15 protein-coding genes and 1 pseudogene are annotated in these 17588 nt (G+C 55.7%); 6 read left to right on the top strand and 10 right to left on the bottom strand.

Features of this window, described 5'->3' with window-relative positions; genetic code table 11:
- Positions 1–35: 35 nt before the first annotated feature.
- The gene (locus tag AC2FLU_RS05150; RefSeq protein ID WP_480474399.1) at positions 36–536 is read right to left on the bottom strand and encodes an FxsA family protein; all 501 of its coding nucleotides are present in this window, start codon (positions 534–536) and stop codon (positions 36–38) included.
- Between the two features lie 108 nt (positions 537–644).
- Between AC2FLU_RS05150 and AC2FLU_RS05145 the strand changes: the two genes are divergently transcribed.
- From AC2FLU_RS05145 to AC2FLU_RS05135, 3 genes are read left to right on the top strand one after another with little or no spacing between them, the layout of a single operon-like run.
- Positions 645–1307: a Tim44/TimA family putative adaptor protein gene (locus AC2FLU_RS05145; protein WP_480474400.1), complete on the top strand. Its 663-nt coding sequence runs from the start codon at positions 645–647 to the stop codon at positions 1305–1307.
- Positions 1304–2344, top strand: coding sequence for a murein transglycosylase A (gene mltA, locus AC2FLU_RS05140; RefSeq protein WP_480474401.1), 1041 nt, complete (start codon positions 1304–1306; stop codon positions 2342–2344). The genes AC2FLU_RS05145 and mltA overlap by 4 nt, the downstream gene beginning before the upstream one ends.
- Positions 2344–2931 (top strand): Smr/MutS family protein, encoded by a 588-nt coding sequence (locus AC2FLU_RS05135; RefSeq protein ID WP_496808966.1) that lies wholly within the window; start codon positions 2344–2346, stop codon positions 2929–2931. The genes mltA and AC2FLU_RS05135 overlap by 1 nt, the downstream gene beginning before the upstream one ends.
- Here the strand turns inward: AC2FLU_RS05135 and AC2FLU_RS05130 are convergent.
- The 5 genes from AC2FLU_RS05130 to AC2FLU_RS05110 form a co-directional block, all read right to left on the bottom strand.
- Positions 2928–4148, bottom strand: coding sequence for an MFS transporter (locus AC2FLU_RS05130; RefSeq protein WP_496808967.1), 1221 nt, complete (start codon positions 4146–4148; stop codon positions 2928–2930). The two genes, AC2FLU_RS05135 and AC2FLU_RS05130, sit on opposite strands and share 4 nt — an antisense overlap.
- On the bottom strand, positions 4145–5245 hold the full coding sequence (locus AC2FLU_RS05125) for an alpha/beta hydrolase (RefSeq protein WP_480474404.1): 1101 nt from the start codon (positions 5243–5245) through the stop codon (positions 4145–4147). The genes AC2FLU_RS05130 and AC2FLU_RS05125 overlap by 4 nt, the downstream gene beginning before the upstream one ends.
- A gap of 152 nt (positions 5246–5397) precedes the next feature.
- Complete coding sequence (locus AC2FLU_RS05120) at positions 5398–7092, bottom strand: Na/Pi cotransporter family protein (protein WP_496808968.1); 1695 nt, start codon at positions 7090–7092, stop codon at positions 5398–5400.
- A 4-nt stretch (positions 7093–7096) separates the two neighbouring features.
- Positions 7097–7894 (bottom strand): inositol monophosphatase family protein, encoded by a 798-nt coding sequence (locus tag AC2FLU_RS05115; protein WP_496808969.1) that lies wholly within the window; start codon positions 7892–7894, stop codon positions 7097–7099.
- Positions 7895–8258: 364 nt separating this feature from the next.
- Positions 8259–9140 (bottom strand): glycosyltransferase family 2 protein, encoded by an 882-nt coding sequence (locus tag AC2FLU_RS05110; protein WP_496808970.1) that lies wholly within the window; start codon positions 9138–9140, stop codon positions 8259–8261.
- A 540-nt stretch (positions 9141–9680) separates the two neighbouring features.
- Here AC2FLU_RS05110 and AC2FLU_RS05105 point away from each other — a divergent pair.
- The 3 genes from AC2FLU_RS05105 (at position 9681) to AC2FLU_RS05095 (ending at position 13262) form a co-directional block, all read left to right on the top strand.
- A complete protein-coding gene (locus AC2FLU_RS05105) occupies positions 9681–11063 on the top strand; it encodes a glycosyltransferase family protein (RefSeq protein ID WP_496808971.1) in 1383 nt (460 codons plus the stop codon).
- Between the two features lies 1 nt (position 11064).
- The gene (locus tag AC2FLU_RS05100; protein WP_496808972.1) at positions 11065–12102 is read left to right on the top strand and encodes a hypothetical protein; all 1038 of its coding nucleotides are present in this window, start codon (positions 11065–11067) and stop codon (positions 12100–12102) included.
- A 197-nt stretch (positions 12103–12299) separates the two neighbouring features.
- The gene (locus AC2FLU_RS05095) at positions 12300–13262 is read left to right on the top strand and encodes an FkbM family methyltransferase (protein ID WP_496808973.1); all 963 of its coding nucleotides are present in this window, start codon (positions 12300–12302) and stop codon (positions 13260–13262) included.
- On the opposite strand, the gene AC2FLU_RS05090 is transcribed toward AC2FLU_RS05095, so the two are convergent.
- From AC2FLU_RS05090 to AC2FLU_RS05075, 4 genes and pseudogenes are all read right to left on the bottom strand, one after another.
- Positions 13259–14431: a rhamnan synthesis F family protein gene (locus tag AC2FLU_RS05090; protein ID WP_480606590.1), complete on the bottom strand. Its 1173-nt coding sequence runs from the start codon at positions 14429–14431 to the stop codon at positions 13259–13261. The genes AC2FLU_RS05095 and AC2FLU_RS05090 overlap by 4 nt on opposite strands.
- A 651-nt stretch (positions 14432–15082) precedes the next feature.
- Positions 15083–15874, bottom strand: a complete 792-nt coding sequence (gene istB / locus AC2FLU_RS05085; protein ID WP_496808974.1) for an IS21-like element helper ATPase IstB — start codon at positions 15872–15874, stop codon at positions 15083–15085.
- A pseudogene (locus AC2FLU_RS05080) lies at positions 15864–16584 on the bottom strand (Mu transposase domain-containing protein); the annotation flags it as partial. The pseudogene AC2FLU_RS05080 and the gene istB, both read right to left, overlap by 11 nt.
- A gap of 228 nt (positions 16585–16812) precedes the next feature.
- Positions 16813–17588, bottom strand: a 776-nt coding sequence (locus AC2FLU_RS05075) for a hypothetical protein (protein ID WP_496808975.1), incomplete at its 5' end; no start/stop codon positions are given.

The raw sequence follows: 17588 nt of genomic DNA, 5'->3' as shown, positions 1-17588 counted from the left end.
AATTCGCCACTGCTTAGCAAGTTGGGCGCGGCACCTCAATGCTGGTGGGGGCCTTCCACCCATTTCGAAGGCTTCGAGGAGTCTTTTTTTGGCCGAACTTCGGTGAATTCCCCATCGATGATATCGCCCTGATCGAAAGGGTTCCCCCGGGTTTGATATCCGGGGCCCGGCCCCATCTGGAACTGAGTCACTGTAACCTTGGATTTCAGGTACCGGAAAACGGCGATGCGGATACCGGGAACTAACAACGCAAAACCAACGGCATCAGTGAAAAAACCCGGTGTCAGCAACAAAGCGCCCGACAACAGGATCATTGCCCCATGGGCCAGGGGTTCGGTCGGATCGTCCAATTCGGCAAAGGACCGTTGCAGCCGTCCAAGCGCCATGCGACCTTGTGTCCGCACCAAAACCGTGCCCAGAACCGCGGTCAGCACTACGATGGCAAGTGTCGGCCACAACCCAATCAAACCACCAACCTGAATAAACAGCGCGATTTCGATTATGGGCACCAACAAAAATGCCAAGAACAGATACATTTGCGTTATCCTTTCCCTTAGGCCGGGCTGTGGACTTGCCACTCACTGTCACCTACATAGTGGCATGAGGCCGTGTATACAAAGTCGCGGCGTTGAAAAGAGAATGAAATGAGCGACAACCCTATGATCCAGCTCCTGGTCCTGGCCGGAATTGCCATTTTCCTGATCCTGCGCCTCAAAAGCGTATTGGGCACGCGTGAAGGCTTTGAAAAACCGCCTGTGCAGCAACAGCCCGAAGCGCATAAATCGCGCCGCGGTTTCGAGGTGATCGATGGCGGCCCGGATCATGACATTACCGACCATGTCGCCGAAGACAGCGAACAGGCGCAAACCCTGGCTGCAATGAAACGTGTCGAGCCCGGCTTCTCGGTCGGCGAGTTCGTTCAGGGCGCGCGCGGCGCGTATGAGATGATCGTGATGGGGTTTGAAAGGGGCAATCTGGATGAAATCCAGCCTTTCCTGTCGGAAGAAGTGTTCGAGACTTTCGTTTCGGTCGTGGCAGCTCGTGAAGATCAGGGCCTGACCATCGAGGCCGAATTCATCGGCGTGCGGGAAACCACCCTGACGGATGTGAAATTCGACAAGGACTCAAACCAGGCCGAAATCACGATGAAGTTCGTGGGAGAGCTGACCTCGGTCGTGCGCGATCGCGGAGGCGACATCGTCGAAGGCAACCCGAATACCGTGAAGCGCCAGAAAGACAGCTGGACCTTTGCCCGTGTCATGGGCAAGGACGATCCGAACTGGCTGCTTGTCGCCACGGACGCATGATTGCAACGCTTCGGTCGCTTTTACTGGTGGGCGCAATGACCACCGCCAGCGCTGCCGGAGCCGAGGCAACGCGATCCATTCTGTCGTTTGACGATCTGCAGGGCTGGGCGGAGGACGACCACGGCGCGGCCCTTTCCGTTTTTCTGAACACGTGCGGTGATCTGGATGACCCGGATTGGCGCGCCTTGTGTGGTGTGGCCAGAACATATGAACCGGATGCTGCCCGCGCCTTTTTCGAGTTATTCTTCCGCCCTGTTCTGGTCGAGGATGACAAAGAGGGCCTGTTTACCGGCTATTTTGAACCCGAGCTTGACGGCGCGCGCACCCGGACAGACCGTTTCAAATACCCGATCTACAAGATGCCACCCGAAGCCCGTGCGGAAGGACCATGGCTGAGCCGTCGTGACATCCTGACCGGCGATGTGATGCAGGGCCGCGGGCTAGAGATTGCCTGGGTCGACGACCCAGTTGAGCTGTTCTTTCTGCAAATTCAGGGCTCGGGGCGTATTCGATTGTCGGATGGCGGAGCGCTGCGGGTTGGATATGGTGGTGCGAATGGTCACCCCTATCGGTCGATCGGTGTCGAGTTGGTGCGACGCGGGGTTCTGGGTGCGCATGAGGTCAGCGCCCAGATGATCCGCGCCTGGGTGCGCAAGAACCCCGAGGCCGGTGCCGAGTTGCTGTTTCACAACCCGTCATACGTGTTTTTTCGCGAAGTTTCACGCGTTGCCCCTGAATTTGGACCTTTGGGGGCGATGAACCGGTCGATCACGACAATGCGCTCGATTGCGGCGGACCCCGCCTATACACCATTGGGCGCACCTGTCTGGGTGGAAAAGGACGGTGAAAACCCGTTGCGACGGCTAATGATCGCGCAGGACACAGGCGCGGCCATCAAAGGTGCGCAACGGGCGGACATCTTTTTCGGTACCGGTGAAGAAGCCGGACAGGCTGCGGGCAGGCTGAAAGATCCGGGTCGGATGGTTCTGTTGTTGCCTATTCAGCGCGCCTATGCCCTGTTGCCGGATGAATTCTGATGACCCGGCGCAAACTGACAACCGATGAGATCGAGCTTTGGCGCAAGGTCACCAAACAGGCCGAGCGTCTGCATCCGGACTGTCTTCAGACCGTCCATCCGACCACCCTGCCGAAACCCAGGCCCAGAAAAACACCAAAACCCCGGTTTGAGGTGTTTGAGCTTGGTCAGAACCTTCAGCCGAACTCGAAGCCAAACGATCTGAAACCATCGTTGACGGACGCGCTGCGTGCCGCGCCTGTTCAGATGGATATCAAGGCTTTTGGCCGGATGAAGCGCGGTAAGCTAAAGCCCGAAGGCAAGCTGGATCTTCACGGTATGCGGGTTGATACGGCCCATCCTGCGTTGATCCGTTTTATCCTGAGCGCGCAGGCACAAGGTAAACGACTGGTTCTGGTGGTAACCGGCAAGGGCAAGGACCGCGACGAACCCGGCCCAATCCCGACGCCGCGTGGCGTATTACGCAATCAAGTGCCGCATTGGCTGTCCATACCGCCGTTGGCGCAGGCGGTGATGCAGATCACGCCCGCGCATATCAGTCATGGCGGCGAGGGTGCTTATTACGTCTATCTCAGGCGAATGCGCTAAAAATCCCGACGGGCGCGGGAAATGCCTGTTCGGACCAGAACGCAAACCAGCACGAAGAACACCCCAATCCAGATGAACTGTGTGTTCAGCGAAACGCCAAGGTCTATCAGAACGCCGGTCAGGCCCGGGCCGATGGCCGATCCCAGCACCATGACGGCCGCGGCCATCGCCTTGATCGCACCGATATGCCGGGTTCCGTAGAATTCGGCCCAGAATGCGCTGGGCAATGTGCTGTTTGCTCCAACCGTCAAGGCCAGGAAGACCAGCCCCAGGGTCGCGCCGCTGATCGAATTGGTTGTGCCCAGAATAACGAACCCAAGTGCGATCGGAAGCTGGTAGTAGGGCATGATCCGGGCGGTCCCCCATTTATCCAGCGCCCAGCCTGCGACAAACATGGAAAACAGAGATATTCCGGTAAAGATCGGGAATAGAGCCACCAGTTGGATATGCTGCCAACCCTTCACATCAGCCAGAAAAACCTGATGGAAAAAAAATGCGGTGATGAATGCGGATGGCCCAAGCACTGATGGCACCATAAACCAGAACAAAGGATGGAACAGAGCGTCCCGCCGGGTCCAGTGTTTTCCCTGCATTCCCGATGCTGAAAACGCGTTGGCGAGGCTTTGTGGAGTTCTCTCTTCTCGCAGCAGCCGCATCAGAACCGGAATACCCAGTACCGTGATGCCCGCCGCGGCAACCCACAGCCAGCGCCAATCCAGATAGACCATGGCGCCAACAAAAATCAGCGGCAACAACGCCTCGCCAAGCGCATAGCCGGTGGACGCGATGGAAAGTGCTTTGCCCCGCGTAACCGTGAACCAGCGGGCCATTGCGACCACGGCAAGATGCGTGCTCATCCCCTGCCCAAATAACCGCAGCAGAAAGATCACCAGTGGTAACAGCAGCAGCCAGGTGTTCAGCGCCATTGCAATGGCGGCCAACGCCAGTCCCGCCAACACAACTGGGCCCAATACCCGTACGCGGAAGATATCCGTCAACCCTCCAGCCCAGATCATCACGATTGCAGACAGGGTCGTGCCTAACGTGTACAGCCCACCCCATGCGCCGTGGCTGAGGCCATATTCAGAGCGGATTTCACCAGCAAAGACCGAGATGAAAAAGGTTTGCCCGAAACTGGACAGAAATGTCAGCAGAACGCCGGTCGCAAGCCAGGTCGCGTTGTCCACAAGAAACCGGTGCAGGGAAACCCGCGTCACGGATTGCTCACCTGGGCCTGGCCGGTTTCAGTCAGCACGATCTCTGTTGCGCCAACAGGATTGCGCTGGCTTGGCGGTACGAGGATGTCGATCCCGCGCCGGTCATCGCGCCCAAAGGTTTCGCTGACCCGGCGCACGGAGCGGAGGATAGTCAACAGGGCCGGAGAAGTGGCGGCCACAAAATGGGAAGATTCCGCATCGCTGTTGAAGGCAGTCGTATCCACGATTTCAATCGGATATTCGGACAGTTTCTCGGCCGATCCGATATTGCCCAGCCTTTCACCATCGGCGGTTCCCCTCAGCCGACCTGAAATGTTCAGGATCTTATCTTTCTTGGACACCATCACGACAAAAGGATCAGGAGGATTGTCGATACTGTTCATCTGCGACCGAAAAACATCCACGTCCAGATCGGGAGAGATCAGAATAACACCTTCCAGATTTCGCTTTGCCCAGCCCGGCTGTTTCAGTTCGGTTTGCCGTATCATCTCCATAGCCAGCGCGCCGCCCATTGAATGCGCCACAAGGGCCACCCGCCTGACCCCCATCGACTTGAGAAGACGAATGGTTTCCTCCAGCCCATCACGGGCAAACAACATGCTGTCCAGATCATAGGCATAACCATAGCCTGTCGCGCGGCTGGGCCATGAATAGACAAGGATTTGACCGGGAATACCGATATCATGTGACAGCTGAGCAGCCCGGAACAATGTCTCTGTCTGAGTGGAGTTATAGCCATGCACAAAAATCGTGACTTCGTCAGCCCCACTCAGCCTGTCCTTCAACTGTTGCGGCCCGCTTAGCTGATCGACCTCTGCCAGTACGAACTGCTTTCTCGGGTCAGGGTTTGCGTATGAAAATTTAAGGCTTCCCGGTGAACGGCCCGGTGGTATCGACACGGTCGTTTCCAGAAATTGCAGGCGTTCTGCGCGGCGGAATCCATACGCGCCATCGGGCTCGCGCGCACGTGTGGTGGCCGCAAAAACCGTTTCGGGAGTTCCGATTTTCAATGCAGATGGGACCGTTTCGGATACCGTCCGGTCGACGCAGGCCGCCAGCACGACCGGACACAGAATGAAGATTAAGAAACGCAGCACGGATAGCCCCCGGAAACAAGTGCCGACACGCTACCTTATTCTAATCCCGCGTCCAGCACGGCACGCGCAAAAGCGGCAGAAACCGGCCTGAGCGGGTACAATCTGTAACAGACCGTACCCCTACGAAACCGACCTTTGCCGGTACCGATAGCCTAGACCTCTGTGTCCTCGCCCTGCTCTTTGCGCGGCATTTCTTCGATCAGGCGTGTTTCCAGCAATTGCCCGTTTCGATACAGGATCGGATAGGCCACCGCAGCGATGTGGCTGTTGAATTCCCGGAACGCGCGCAGGGTTTCCAGGTGGATATCGCTGGTCTCAAAGCTTTCCGTACTGCCGTGCTGCAAGCGTTTGAGGTGGCGTTTGCGGCTGTCACGCTCGGCCCGTTTGATTTCGGTTTTCTCAAGGCTCAGCAGACGGGCGCTTTCCAGATCGTCCGAGATCAGAACGTTTGAGGCCAGTTTGAGGTTGGCGAGGATGCCTTCGTGCATCTCAACCAGTTCCGACCAGCCGTCTTTTGAAAATGAAGCACCTTTCTTCCGCATGTCGCCCGCCAGAACGGTCAACCGCTTGGCAACAACGTCGCCCGCAGTTTCCAGACGGATTGCGTATTCCATCAGGTCGCGTGCCACTTTTGCGTTCTGCTTTCCGAATGTCTCCTCGGGAATGGCGGCCACGAATTTTCGAATACCCGACAGGCAGTCGTTCACATCTTCGTCCATGTCCCTTACGGCGCGTATCTGGTCCTTGTCGCCGCTGCGGTACAATTCCAGTGACGGGCGGAACATCGACTCGACCAGATCGCTCATCCGCAGCAGTTCACGCTTGAGGCTGGACAGCGCCTGGGAGGGGCTGCCGGCGGTGCGCACATCCAGCGCGCTGGCCGGGCGACCTGCCTGGGCCAGCGCGTTCGCAGATTTCGGGTCCGGAAAAAACTGCTCGAACGGCGTGCGCAAACGCCCGCAGAACGGCAGCGCCAGCACCAGCAACGAAGCATTGAACGCTAGATGCGCATTGACTAGCATCTGACCGCCCTGCAAATCCCCCAGAACACCGGCACGCAGTGCCGCAGTCGCCGCGAAAAGGGTGACTATCGCCCAGCTGCCGCGCAAGGCCAGGTTGGCAAAAGGTATGCGCCTGGCAGGCATCTCCATCCCCCGGCTCAACCAAACAGGTATGAAGGCTGAACCGAAATTGGCCCCCAATACCAGCGACAGCCCGGCGGCAAACGGAATCGCGCCAATCTGGACCAGCGTCACACACATCAGGATTGCCGCGACCGAGGAATGCATGACAAAGGCCAGCGCGCCGCCGACCAGAAACGCTGTAATATAGTCGCGTGCCAGATACTCGGCGACGGCAGGCAGAAAGGCACTGTCCCGGATCGGGTCCATGGCTTCGCGCAAAAAGCGCAATGAAATCAAGATGAACGCAATCCCCATCAGGATGCGCCCCAATTGCCGGGGCCTCTTGGCCTCGGTCTTGACAAACAGATACCCGCCAACCGCCAGAAGCAAAGGTATCAGCCAACCCAGCTGGAATGACAACACCTGAATAATCAGCGCCGAACCGAGATCAGCGCCCAGCACGATTGCAAGGCCGGTGGGAAAGGTCAGGAACCCCCCAGCAGCAAAACCCGATGTCAAAAGGGCAACCGCTGCCGAGCTTTGCAGAACCACCGCCATCACAATGCCGACCATTGACGCCTGCGCGTAATGGCTTTGGCCCGTCATGAGGCGCTGGAACGAAGCCCCATAGCTGCGCTCGATCCCAGTGCGGACCATCCGCACTGCGTAAAGCAGCAGCATCGTGGCTCCGGCCAGGCTGATGAGAAAGCTTACTATCGCCATGATCCTACCCGTTCACCAAGTCCAACATTTCCCCGTGCAGCTCGGGTGTAGCCGCTGAAATCACCCGGCCGTCAGAATTCAAGTCAAGCGGCTGACCCTGCCAATCTGTCATCACCCCACCCGCAGCTTCAACCACGGCCAGCACTGGCAGGTAATCATAGGGCTGTAGATCATAGTCGATCACAGCATCCACATGACCCGCCGCCAGCAGGGCATGGGGGTAGCAATCATAGGCGAACCGTCTGGTCTGTCCAGATTGCATCAGCCTGTCGAATAACGCCGGATGATCGCGATAGATCTTGTCCCCTTCGTTTACAAAAAGAATGGACTGATCCAGCCGCGTTTGGGCCGAAGTCGTGATCGCATGACCATTCAACGTGGCGCCCTGGCCAAAAACGCCGGTAAACACTTCATTTATCGCCGGCATGCCGATCACGCCGATATCGGGTTTGCCGTCAACCAGATGCCCCAACAGAAACCCAAACAGCGGATGACCTGACAGGAATGACCGGGTTCCATCGATCGGGTCGATGATCCAAACCTCGCGGCATTCCTGCCCTTCGAACCCATGTTCTTCTCCAAAGACGCCGTGATCGGGGAAATACTGTTCAAGATAGGCGCGAACCTGGGATTCAACACCCTTGTCGGCCTGTGTCACCGGGCTTTCATCCGATTTGAACTCGACCCCCAGCGCGCCACGAAAATACCCCCGCGCTGCTTTGCTGGCCAGGTCAGCTATCTTTACCGCATGAGACAGCAGGTCGGCGCTTTCGTCGGTCTGTGAGGTCCTTGGATTCAGCATTCGATTCTATCCTGTTTAGCGATGAAGCGCGGGTATTGGAGGCGATAAGTTAGAAAGCCCCTTGTCGGCGTTGGTCTGGGTAAAGCCCAAACAAAAGCCTTTGGCACTCACTTTTTGTCTGAAGTGAGTCTTGCTGCATCGGGGTCCTCAAATTCCACCACAAGTTTCCACAGTAATCCCACAAAACCACCCAAGTACAACAAAAAAATCTTACATTACCTCGTATTCAAGATAAATGTGTGGATTTAGAGAAATACCACGCCGACTGTTTTTTGCAGACTCAGGCCGGTTGTTAGCAAAACAGTCAAACCCCAATGTCAGAGGTCCGTTGGGGGCCGGAAAGCTTGAAAAAAGCCGTGCGTTTTTACTCGTGCTGTTTGCCCGAAGTCGATGAAGACAAGTTCCGCGTTGACCATACAGCTCGTAGAAAAGCCACCTGTTTGGCGCGTTTTCGTTTTGAAAACAAAACCAGAGGTGAAGCCACCTGCAGTAAAGCACTTATCAATGCATTCAAAAAAGGAGCCGGGCGTTTGTGTTTGCGTGCCGCGTAAACACGTGAGCGACCCATGTGCCAGGCTTTGATCGCAGCTATCTTTGGGTTTTTGGGAGAAGATTCTCCACCAATATGGGTTACTTCCGCGTCGGGAAGGAATATCAAGGGCCCCACTTGTTCATTCAAACGCAGACAGATGTCGTCATCTTCGTGGTACAAGAAGATATTTGCATCGAATCCACCGACCTTCTCGAACGCCGACTGGCGCACAAGCAACGCTGCGCCAGACAATATCGGAACCTGTAAATCAGTATCGGTTTCAATCCCGCGCAACCACTTATTACGTGGTAGCAAGACACTGGATCGTTTCAGCAATCCTTTGCCAGACTTTTGAGTAAATGCGGGGTTGAACGCTGAAGCAGTTTTGTGACGGTCTGCACCGGCCAGCATCTTCTCCAAGCTGCCGCTCGTTAAGCGCGCGTCCGGATTCAAAAACAGCAAGTATTCCGTCTCTACCCCGGCTGCACCCTGGTTACACCCTACTCCAAAACCCATGTTCTGGTCGTTTAGAATGAGTTTGGCGTTCTTGAGTTGTGCAAGCCGCTTTAGCTCTTCTAAATCGCCCGAACCATTGTCGACCAACACTATCGGAACACCATCGGGAACCGACGCCAGCATCTGAGGAAGAGTGCTGGCGCTGTTATAGGTTACACTGATAATTGTAACACGCGGTTTCAATGCTTGTCCGTTCATTTACATCTCGGAATTTGATAAGACTGGAGGAATCTCCCGGTCGTCTGACCTTTAGGAAGATTTACCTTTCTCAGCAAGCCTCCGCTTTCTCACTTTGAGGCGGGCACGATTCAGTTCGCGCAACAAGCTATAGAAACCCGTTCCTGTGTTGTTTATTGAAGAACCCCTGAATCGAGACCGAATTCTCCGCGAGGTTTTGATGCTGTCCTTGAACAACTTCTACTCGGTTATAACAAAAGCAAAGGCTCCAAAGCCGGAAGGGAACTGAAAGCAAACCCCTGTCAGGGAAGCTTTCGCCCTGAGGCAATAAATATGATTGAAGGTTTCAACCGTCAATGGTAGCCCCTCCATAGCCGAGAAACTTGTCGGTAACTCACGTGTTTCGCTAGCTGCCAATCTCTGAGGATCCAAAATTTGAACTGGAATAAGGTATTTTTTCGTGAAGACTGGAAGCCTCGGTCTCTGGTAAGGCTCGTCGTTTTTCGTCGCAATAAAACCCCAAGACGGGGTCTTCAGCGTGTAGTCTACAAAAAAAATGGAATGGTACGCCCCGTCTTTGGACCTTGGCTCACCCGTGCAGCTGCGCCTTTGTCGCCCTTTCAAACAAAGGCTGAGACCACGCTGCCTCAGATCGACGTGCTGAACCAGCTTCATCCGGTATCCGAACAAGCCGAGGGTTGGAAGCGGGCCGGCAAATCGCCACAGCTTCTGCCCCAAGACGAAGTCATCCAGAAACTGGACCAAATCCACGGTACATGGGCCGTTCTGTCCGTTAGCCATGACAACTACACGGAAGTCCCAGGCGGTGTGCAAGTCTGTCTGATGCGCGAACAAGATCTCGTCAACAAGGCGGGCGGCCATTTTCTCAACATCCACCCCGCGCAACCCTTGCCCTGCCTTGCAAGTGCCGAGAACACCGATATCGCCGTTGTACTCATGATCAATGGACAAACCGTCGGTACCTGCCTTATGTCGGATCTGATCGCGGCAATTAGTTCATTGCGGCACGAGGGCACGAAATTGTCGCTCACCATACACCATTTGCTCGGGCACAACCCCGAACAGATCGCACAGCTCGGCACACATATCGTGTCTGAAAATATAGTGCTTTGGCTGCATGACTATTTCACAATTTGCCCTGGCTATAAGCTGCTGCGCAACGATCTGAGCTATTGCGGCGCGCCGGATGTGACCTCCAATGCCTGCGAGGTCTGTGCCTATGGCGAGGAGCGGGTGCACCATCTGCCACGCATGAAACACCTCTTTGAGGCATTGTCCCCCACCGTGTTGGCACCGTCTGAGTTCACACACAATCTGTGGCTGGCCCGGGCAGGCCTCCCAGCAGCAAAGACCCTGTCTGTTCCGCACCTCACCCTGTCCTGGCAAGACCGGACAGCGCCTGTGTCAGAAACGCCGTCCGCCCGCATTCGCATTGGTTTTCTCGGCACTCCCGTGCGGCACAAGGGCTGGCCGGTTTTCGAAGAACTGGCCCATGACAAGGCTCTGCGCGACAGGTTCGAATTCGTCTCCTTCTTCAAATCAAACCTGAAGTCGAAAGTTCGCAACGTGCCGATCCAGATCACGCCAAAGCAGCCCAATGCGATGGTTGAGGCCGTTGCCGCTGAGAAGTTAGATATTGTGCTGCATTGGCCGCAATGGCCGGAAACCTTCGCTTTGACCGCTTACGAAGCCTATCAAGGCGGGGCGGCGCTGATCACCAACAGTGTTTCGGGAAATGTCGCGGCCACTGTTGAGGCTATGGGCCGCGGCGTTGTGTTGAAAGACGTAAATGACCTGATGCGCTTCTTGTCCTCGGACGCCGTAGACACACTGGTAGCTCAAGTCCGCGCCGAACGCGCTGCCTCCGAGGTCGTCTCATCAAACAGCCAGCTTTCGCTGAGCGTCTTTTGGGGGAAAACCTGATATGCCCGTTCACGCTTATACAAGTTTTTCTTACAGCTATCTCAACCGCGCGCGCGTGCTCTCAGCCAGCCTGCGCAAACATCACCCCGATTGGATATTGTGGGCGGTTCTGACCGACAAGACACCACCGGATTTCGAGCTCGACTGGAGTAAGGAAGACTTTGACCATGTTGTGACCGCGGAAGACCTTTACGGCGAGACAACTAATAGTTGGCTGTTCCGACACGATATTGTCGAGGCCTGTACGGCGGTTAAAGGCCGGGCCTTGCAGCACATCATGGATCAGCCCGAATGCACGCAGGTGTTCTACTTCGATCCCGATATCGCACTGTTTAACCCGGTCACCCCAGTGTCCGAAATCCTTGAGACTGCCTCTATCGTTTTGACCCCCCACCAGCTCGATCCCGACGATCAACTGGACACCCAAGCACTCATCGACAACGAGATCACCTCGCTGGATTACGGTGTGTTCAATCTTGGCTTCGTTGCGGTGCAGAACTGTCCCGAAGCCCGGCGCTTTGCCGATTGGTGGGCCGCGCGTCTCGACGATTGGTGCCACGACCGGCTCGATATTGGTGTATTCGTGGATCAGAAATGGTGCAATCTTGTACCTTGCTTCTTCGACGATGTGCGCGTTTTGCGTGATCCCGGCTACAATGTCGCAAGCTGGAACCTGAGCCGCCGCACCATGAAATTCAATGAGGAGGGGTTGGCGTTGATCAATGGCCATCCACTCCGCTTTTATCACTTCACCAAGCTTGGTCCGATTGGGGATGCGATGACCCGTCGCTATGCCGGGGAGAACAGCGAAATCTTCGAGCTTTGGTGGTGGTACCGCCAGAAAATCAAGAACTACACGGATCCGGACATTCCAGACCGTTGGTGGCACTATGGTCAGTTCAGCGATGGTACGAAAATACCGAAATTGGTTCGGGAATTGTACCGGAACCGGGTCGATTTACAGAACGCCTTCCCCGAACCTTTCGTATCCGGAACCGGCTCGTTTCAAGCCTGGCTGGCCGCAGAAGGTTATCTGTGACTGAAATCGACTTGCGTTTCGGCATGCTGGCGTAGGCCTATAAACCCCGCGTAGGCGGTTCTGCAAAGCAGTGGCTATTCTTAACACAAGTTCGGGCTGGTATCCCCTGATCATTATGCTACTCACTATAAAACACCACACGGCAAGAGGATCACATGCGGAACCCCAAGACGTTAAGCCGTGTCAGTGTGTACTAAATGGCTCGAATCGACACGCTTTATGGAACGATCTCCGTTCCCAACTGGCCAGACGATCTAATCGTCAGTGCGCTTCATGCTTTTGGGGAATGGGCCCCGATCGAGCAACGGCTCTTTGCAAGGCTCATCCGCAAGAATGACCGGGTCGTTGACGGTGGGGCCTTTCTGGGAACCTTTGGGCTTGGTGCCGTGCAAATGGCGGCCAGTTGGGACCAGCTTCCGGCACATCTTCTGGCAGTCGAACCCAGCCGGGCGCTGGAGCCGTATTTGCGCACCACACTTATGGAAAACAGCCCCTGCGAGTGGGATGTCGCCTCCCATGCCATCGGCCTCACGGAAGAAACCCTTGTTCAGGCCGGGGATACGGATGGCAACCAAGGCGCACTTACCTATGTGGCCGCACCCGAGGACGCGGTCACATCTGAAAAAAAAGTCACGGCGTTACCCTTGTGGCGTATCCGGGAAACCTATGGGGATTACGATTGCCTGAAGCTCGATGTCGAGGGGTGGGAATTCAACGCGTTGCGCAGTGACTTCGATTACCTGAAGGCGCGCAAGCCCGTGATCTGGGCTGAATGTAACGAAGAGTCCGGCAGTCTGAAAGTGCTGGAGGCCATGACAGCCCTCGGGTACGCGCCGCTCTATATCGCTTTTCCCGCGTTTCGCGCGGGCAATTTCAAACAGAACCCGGAGACCTTCTTTCCAATGGCCTATGAGGCTGTGCTTGTTGGGGCGGACAGCATAAGTTTGGAGGCCCTAACTGCGGACATAAATCCTGCAGAGGTTATCTCCGCCCCTGTGCGCGACTCCTGGGAACTGCGTCAGGCGATGTGGCGCACGCCACGATGGGCGGAAGAGAGCTGGCTTACACTCAATCGATCGGAGCTTATCGCGTTGCTTGGACGCGCGGTTCGGGGGGAGACCCTTGCAGAATTTCTGAACACCCCAGACGATGCCGCCTAGTGCGGGGCGCGCGTGGTTTCAGGGAATGGACGAAGCGCCACGGCTTCGTTGAAAAGCGACTGGGCAAACTCTCCTTGTAACGTGCGGATCACATCCAGCGTAATGTCCGACGTGCGGTGATCTTCCCAAATCGGTGATTTTTTCAGAAAGGTAAAGCCGCGCGGAACCGTGAAATTCGGCACTGCATAGCTGATCCCCTGGCGGGCCACGACAAACAGGATCAACTGGATCAGGGCTTCACGGTCGAGCGCTTTGTCCTGCAGCGCGGAGGCCACGACCTCGGCCGTGTGACGGTGGCCGAAGGAGATCAAGGTCTCTGCAATATGCCGGAGCTCAGCCGTGCCAAGCCGGGCTAGCTGCTGTGGCAGGTCTGCTGTGTTCAACGCCTCGCCATGGCTGAGCCCCGTGCTCAGAACCCAACGGGTAAACCCGATCTCACCGCGCCGGACGGTTCGAGACTTCGAATTGCTCAGCCGCAACCGCTTCCAGAACCGCACAAACCCGGGATGACGGAGCACATTGGGACCAAGCGATTGGGCAAAGGACGCGTAATGAAACCTCCGGTTACCAGTATGCTGATAGGCCCATTCCAACGTTTGATACTCGGGCATGTCACCGCCACGCGGCCTGCGCCGTTTCATCTGGTAGATCGTGGCATGTGAACAGGCGGCGGCAAAATCCAGCCCGCTGGTTTCGGCCTCTGCAATCCAGTCACAGGCGCCGGGCAGAGGAAACCAAACACTATCATTGAGGATAAGTAATCTTTGCAGGTCGTCCAAATGGTCCTCGATCTCAAGTATCGCATCACGGTAACCGCCGAAATCATAGCCGAAATTGGGGCGTTCGAGATATCTCCAGGCCTGTTCTGTGACACAGCCCCGGTCTGTCTCATTAAGCGGAAGGTTCGACACAACTAGCGGTGCGTAGCCCGCCGCGGCGATGTATTTGATCGCCTCGAGATGCGACGCGAGCAGGCCGTGCCCGGGAAAAATCAGGTAGATCGCGATTTTTTCATTTAGCGGCGCCGCCCCGTCAAACCGGGAGATCTGCTTACGTTCTACACAGTTGTAATAGAGCCGCCGAAAAGGGTCGTAAAGCATCGCCTTTGGCAGCCCGCCAATCTGGAAAAGCAGCCTGCGCAACTCGCGTATAACCTTGCTCGGTGGCATCCAGTCAGCTCCCCAGTTGCGCCTCGTTCCAGATCACAGGCTTATAAAACGTATCTGTGATTGGCAACCGCCGCCAGCGGCTTCAAAAGCGCAATGAACCGCCCCGGGTTTACCGGAGAGTTTTTTGTTCAAAGCTTATGCGACTTCATCAAGGGCATTCATGCTTGCATAGAAGGCATCCTCCATTTCCTGCGGCCTGTGACCGATTGCGCCGTGGCGCAGCTCAGAGTTGTATTAACTGACCCATTGCAAGGTTTCCCACTCGACTTGACCGACAGACTTACAGCTGTGGGGTCAGTTGCGGATAGGGGCGGAATCCTGCGCTGAGGTGGTGAGTGGCGGGAGTCTCTGATCACTGGCAAAATTCGGCATACTCAGGCTCATCAATACGATTGCCAAAGAGACATCGGTGGTTGCCGCGAAGTCACGAAATCTCTTACCGTATCCATTCGTCTAGTGCGTTGGGCGAACTCTGTTTCTCGGGCGCGAAGATATAAAATTTATCTCCCACATTGTCCGTCGTCAGATACTTTGGGACAGCCGAGCGGTTTTGTGGTTTGAGGATCTGGTGTTGATTGTCACTGAGAACTGACCCGGTATGCCCATAAATTGTCACCGAGATTTGACCAACCCTCAGTTATGCGCCGTGGTCTATGACGCGGTCAATGTTTTGGTCTCCTTTCCTGTTTTCTTTGCAGCCTCTGAGCTGGCCTTGAAGCGGTAGCTGTCGTTGCCAGTTTCGAGGATGTGGCAGCGGTGGGTAAGCCGATCCAAGAGAGCCGTGGTCATCTTTGCATCCCCGAAGACCTGCGCCCATTCCGAGAAGCTGAGGTTGGTGGTGATGATCACGCTGGTGCGCTCATAGAGTTTGCTAAGCAGATGAAAGAGCAGTACGCCTCCGGATGAGCTGAAGGGCAGATAGCCAAGCTCGTCCAAGATGACCAAGTCGACCATGGTCAGCATCTCAGCCATCTTCCCTGCTTTGCCGAGTGCTTTTTCTTGTTCCAGCGCATTGACCAATTCCACGGTCGAGAAGAAGCGGACCTTGCGCCTGTGTTGCTCAATCGCTTGGACGCCAATTGCAGTGGCTGTGTGGCTTTTGCCCGTGCCAGGTCCACCGATCAGCACGACATTCTCTGCTGCTTCGATAAACTCGCAGCGGTGCAGCTGCCGCACTGTTGCTTCGTTGATTTCACTCGATGCAAAGTCGAAGCCCGTCAGGTCTTTGTATGCTGGAAAGCGGGCGACCTTTGTGTGGTAGGCGATAGACCGCACCTCTCGTTCGGCGATCTCGGCCTTGAGCAGCTGTGACAGCATTGGCGTGGCAGCTTCGAACGCTGGCGGGCCCTGGGCGATCAGGTCGTCGACGGCATTTGCCATACCATAGAGCTTGAGGCTGCGCAGCATGATGACGATAGAGGCTCCTGCTGGGTCATGACGCATGGCGCTTCTCCCCAGCCTGTCTCAACCCATCATAGCGATCGACGTTGGCCTCTGGCGTTGTTTGCAATGCCAGTGCGTCCGGCGGATCGACTTCGGGGTGATCTGTCGGCTTACGGTCGATCAATCGGTGCAGCAGGTTCAGAATATGCGTTTTGGTCGGCACACCCGCTTCCAGCGCCAGTTCTACCGCGCACAGGACATCTTCCTCATTATGCTGAAGAACCAATGACAGGACATCGACCATCTCTCGGTCTCCGCCCTCTTTGCGCAGCATATGATCCTGCAATTGACGGAAGGCGCTTGGCATCTCCGCGAACGGAGCACCATTCCGAAGCGCGCCCGGTTTGCGTTGGATAACAGCGAGATAGTGGCGCCAGTCATAGATGACCTTGCCGGGCTTGCGATGAGACCGTTCGATGATCCGCGCATGCTCGCAAACCGTTTGCCCCTCAGCGACGACAACCAGCCGATCAGGGTAGACATGCAGGCTGATACGGCGGTTCGCAAAGCTGGCGGGCACGCTGTAGCGATTGCGTTCGAAGGTAATCAGACATGTCGGGGACACACGCTTGCTGTGCTCGATGAAGCCATCAAAGGCTGGCGGAAGTGCCATCAGCATGGGCTTCTCGGCTTCCCAAAACGTCAGCGGTGGACCCCGGTAAGGCTTTGTGTGGTGTCTCTGTCCAAAGCGCGACGCAACGATCTTCGAGCGTGTCTAACGTCAGCGCCAATGGGACAGTTTAGGGTGATTTGATAAGAGAGGGCTTCTGGCCCATCGTAACCACCAAGGAGTGGAGATGAGACAGAAACCCGGAACACGCACGAGCCATGGCGAAAAGATCGTCAAGGACATCCGAAGCACGACGCGCAAACAGTATTCAGCAGAAGAGAAGATCCGTATTTTTCTGAAAGACTTACACCGTGAGGACTACAACCAATTAAAGAAGGAAGCCATCCTCCTCATGTAGAGCTGCAAGCCGAGGTTCGATATCCTCCTCAACTTCGTACTTCGGAATATCAAGCCATTTGATATCGTCTTGATTGGCGGCACCGGGAAATTCTGGGCTTCGACCATTGAACATTTCGACCAGTGTATAGGTGTCCTCAACATCTTCTCCGGCGGTCATTTCAGACACAAAACTCAACAGATCGTTAGTCTCGTCCCAATCAGTCGGGTCCAAAACCCCGTCTTCAGATACCATTTTCGGGTCGATAGACGAGGGCGCGGCCAGCTTTGGAAGTGCATATCCGACGGTGCCGCTACCGTTGATGTCGTAACCATAAAAGGCTTCGACATCTATGACATTGGGAACAATGCTGCTGCTGATATAAGCGCCGTTACTGTCGGTGATCCATTCTCCGTAGGAACCGTTAGTGTTCTTCCAAAGAATACGATAACCGCTGCCGTCCGCCTCGGCATGTATGGCTTGCCATCCGGGATAGCTGTTAGGCCCGGCGTTTGCTCCGTTGCGAGTTAGGTTGATGGCGGCGTCGATGACATAGACGCCGCGGGTAGACGAGCCAAGTGTGTTGGAGCCGTTTGTTTCGATTGTCGTTGTCTTGTGGCCAATTGTACCGTCGTTGTTCAGGTCCGTGTTATAGACTGTCTCAAGATCAACCACGTTCGCGGTGTCGCCGCTGCTGATATAAGCGCCGTTACTGTCGGTGATCCATTCTCCGTAGGAACCGTTAGTGTTCTTCCAAAGAATACGAT

It is taken from the genome of Ruegeria sp. SAZD013, assembly GCF_059612525.1.
Note: the sequence above shows the minus strand (reverse complement) of the source record. Positions and strands in the feature narration are given on the sequence as shown.